The organism is uncultured Lutibacter sp., from assembly GCF_937891065.1.
In the GTDB taxonomy this organism is placed as follows: Bacteria; Bacteroidota; Bacteroidia; order Flavobacteriales; family Flavobacteriaceae; genus Lutibacter.
The window spans coordinates 1-3,576 of record NZ_CALAEQ010000216.1; the positions used below are offsets into that span (position 1 = coordinate 1).

Annotated in this window: 3 protein-coding genes; all 3 read left to right on the forward strand. The window is 29.0% G+C overall.

The window, feature by feature from the left end; translation table 11 throughout:
* Positions 1-370: 370 nt before the first annotated feature.
* A complete protein-coding gene (purH, locus tag Q0352_RS11610) occupies positions 371-1,897 on the forward strand; it encodes a bifunctional phosphoribosylaminoimidazolecarboxamide formyltransferase/IMP cyclohydrolase (protein WP_299527668.1) in 1,527 nt (508 codons plus the stop codon).
* Positions 1,898-1,951: 54 nt separating this feature from the next.
* The gene (locus Q0352_RS11615; protein ID WP_299527670.1) at positions 1,952-2,980 is read left to right on the forward strand and encodes a rod shape-determining protein; all 1,029 of its coding nucleotides are present in this window, start codon (positions 1,952-1,954) and stop codon (positions 2,978-2,980) included.
* 22 nt (positions 2,981-3,002) lie between these two features.
* On the forward strand, positions 3,003-3,576 hold a 574-nt coding region (mreC, locus tag Q0352_RS11620), incomplete at its 3' end, for a rod shape-determining protein MreC (RefSeq protein WP_299527672.1).

Consider the following 3,576-nt stretch of genomic DNA (forward strand, 5'->3'; position numbering starts at 1 on the left):
ATGAACATTTCTATATTAAAAAAAAATATCATTATTTAATATATTAATGCTTTCCCATAAAAAGTATGTTATATATTCGCACTTTAAAATTTGCTATGAAACAGTATCCATTTTTAAATTAAAATCTTTTTCTTGTAAATGATAAAATTACCCTTTAAAAAAATCAACAACCAGGACTCTCTCTCTAAGAAACCTTCTTTTTTGTTTAAATTTTTACTAAAAAATAACCGTAAAAACACCTCAGAAAACTATAATGAAATGGTTGAAAATTTTTATTCAAAAATTAAAAACACAAATCAAAATTAATAATTATTTAACATTGTTAAACTACTGATAATTATTAGCTTTGCCCGAACTAACAGCACAACTAATGAATTCACCAAAAAAAGCAAAATCAGCCCTCATTTCTGTATTTAACAAAGATGGTTTACAACCTATTATTGAAAAATTAAACAATCTTGGAATTGTTATTTATTCAACAGGAGGCACTGAAAAATTTATTAAAGAATTAGGTGTTAACGTAATACCTGTTGAAAATTTAACTTCATATCCTTCAATTTTAGGAGGAAGAGTAAAAACATTACATCCAAAAGTTTTTGGTGGAATTTTAGCGAGACGTGAAAATGAAAATGATTTATCTCAATTAAATGAGTTTGAAATTCCTGAAATTGATATTGTTATAGTAGATTTATACCCTTTTGAAAAAACAGTTTTAAGTGGTGCTTCAGAGCAAGATATTATTGAAAAAATTGATATTGGTGGTATTTCATTAATTAGAGCTGCTGCAAAAAATTTTAAAGATGTTATTTGTGTTTCTTCAATGAATCAATACGATGCTTTTTTACAAATATTGAATGAAAATAAAGGAGAAACAACCTTAGAGCAACGTAAAAATTTCGCAGCCAAATCATTTGCTGTTTCGAGTCATTATGATAGTGCTATTTTCAACTATTTAAATAAAGAAGAACTTGCTTTTAGAGAAAGTTTTGATACTGTTTCAACATTACGTTACGGAGAAAACCCACATCAAAAAGGGTACTTTTTTGGAGATTTAGAAGCTTTATTTGAAAAACTACATGGTAAAGAACTTTCTTATAATAATTTGTTAGATGTTGATGCTGCTGTAAATTTAATTACTGAATTTAAAAACGACTTACCAACTTTTGCTATTTTAAAACATAATAATGCTTGTGGATTAGCACAAAGAGAGACTTTAAAACAAGCATATATTGATGCTTTAGCTGGCGATCCAACATCAGCATTTGGTGGTGTTCTAATTTCAAACAAAGAAATTGATGCTGAAACAGCTTCGGAAATACATAACTTATTTTGTGAAGTTGTAATTGCACCTAGCTACAATAGGGAAGCATTAGAAATATTAAAAGGTAAAAAGAATCGAATTATTTTAATTCAAAAAAATATTGAATTACCTAAAACTCAATATAGAACTGCTTTAAATGGTGTTCTTTTCCAAGCTAAAGACAATAAAACTGATGATGCTAGTGTTATTAAAATTGCAACTGTTAATGAACCAACTAGTAAAGAGTTAGAAGATTTATTTTTCGCATCAAAAATTTGTAAACATACCAAATCAAACACAATTGTTTTGGTGAAAAACAAACAACTTTGTGCAAGTGGAACCGGCCAAACAAGCCGTGTTGATGCTTTAAATCAATCTATTACAAAAGCAAATAATTTTGATTTTGATTTAAATGGAGCTGTAATGGCTAGTGATGCTTTTTTCCCTTTTCCTGATTGTGTTGAAATAGCAGATAATGCTGGGATTAGAGCTGTTATTCAGCCAGGAGGTTCAATAAAAGACCAATTATCTATTGATTATTGTAACGAACATAAAATGTCAATGATATTTACAGGGACTCGTCATTTTAAGCACTAATTTTAGTAACTTTGTGGGATTCTGATTTTAAAATTAAAAAATAAGTAATATAGTATGGGTTTTTTCGACTTTATGACTGAAGACATTGCCATTGATTTAGGTACTGCAAATACACTAATAATTCATGATGGTAAAGTTGTTGTTGATGCTCCTTCAATTGTAGCAAGAGATAGAAATACAGGGAAAATAATTGCAATTGGCAAGCAAGCTAGCTTAATGCAAGGAAAAACTCATGAAAATATTAAAACAATTCGCCCTTTAAAAGATGGGGTAATTGCTGATTTTGAAGCTTCGGAACAAATGATAAAAGAGTTTATCAAAAATATTCCAAACATAAAAAAAAGATTTTTTTCACCTTCATTGCGAATGGTGATTTGTATTCCTTCTGGAATTACTGAAGTTGAAAAGCGTGCTGTAATTGATTCTGCGGAACATATGAACGCCAAAGAAATTTATTTAATTCATGAACCAATGGCGGCAGCTATTGGTATTGGAATTGATATTATGCAACCTAAAGGAAATATGATTATTGATATAGGAGGTGGTACAACTGAAATTGCTGTTATTGCTTTAGGAGGTATTGTTTGTGACAAATCTATTAAAGTTGCTGGTGATGTTTTTACTTCTGATATTGCTTATTATATGAGAACTCAGCATAACTTATATGTTGGAGAACGCACTTCGGAAAGAATTAAAATTCAAGTTGGTGCAGCTACTGAAGATCTAGAAACTCCACCTGAAGACATGCTTGTTCAAGGGCGAGATTTACTAAGTGGTAAACCTAAGCAAGTTCAAGTTTCTTTTAGAGAAATTTCAAAAGCATTAGATAAATCTATTTTACGAATTGAGGATGCTGTTATGGAGACTTTATCTAAAACACCACCTGAATTAGCTGCAGACATTTACAATACTGGAATTTATTTAGCTGGTGGTGGATCTATGCTTAGAGGTTTAGATAAAAGACTATCTAGAAAAACTGATTTACCCGTGTATGTTGCTGAAGACCCATTAAGAGCTGTTGTTAGAGGTACCGGAATTGCACTAAAAGATCTTCACAAATACCATAATGTATTAATGAAATAATTTCACTGTTCTAAGTTAATGTATGCAGCAAATAATTTACTTTATCATTAAATTCAGATACTTTCTGCTATTTTTAATTTTAGAAATATTAGCTCTTGCATTTACTATTCAATATCATTCTTATCACGCTAGTAAGTTTGTAAATTCTGCAAATTTTATTACTGGAGGTTTTTATACTAAAATAAATTCTGTGAACGAATTTTTCTTTTTAAAAACTGAAAACGAACTATTAATTGAAGAAAATGTTCGTTTAAAAAACCTTTTAGACAAAAAAGAGATTGATTATATTCCGGACAGTTATATAATAATTGACTCAGTTAAATATTTTCAAAAATATGAGTATTCTGCTGCAAAAGTTATCAATAATAATTTCACTAAAAGAAATAACACGCTAACAATTAACAAAGGAGAAAAACAAGGCTTCGCTCCTGATTTAGGTGTTATAAATAGTAATGGAATAATTGGCGTAATTAAAAACGTTTCATCAAATTATAGTACCGTACTTTCTATTTTAAACAGTTCTTCAAAAATTAATGTACGTTTAAAAAATAGTAATCATTTTGGCACTTTAATTTGGGATGGAAAATCACATACTA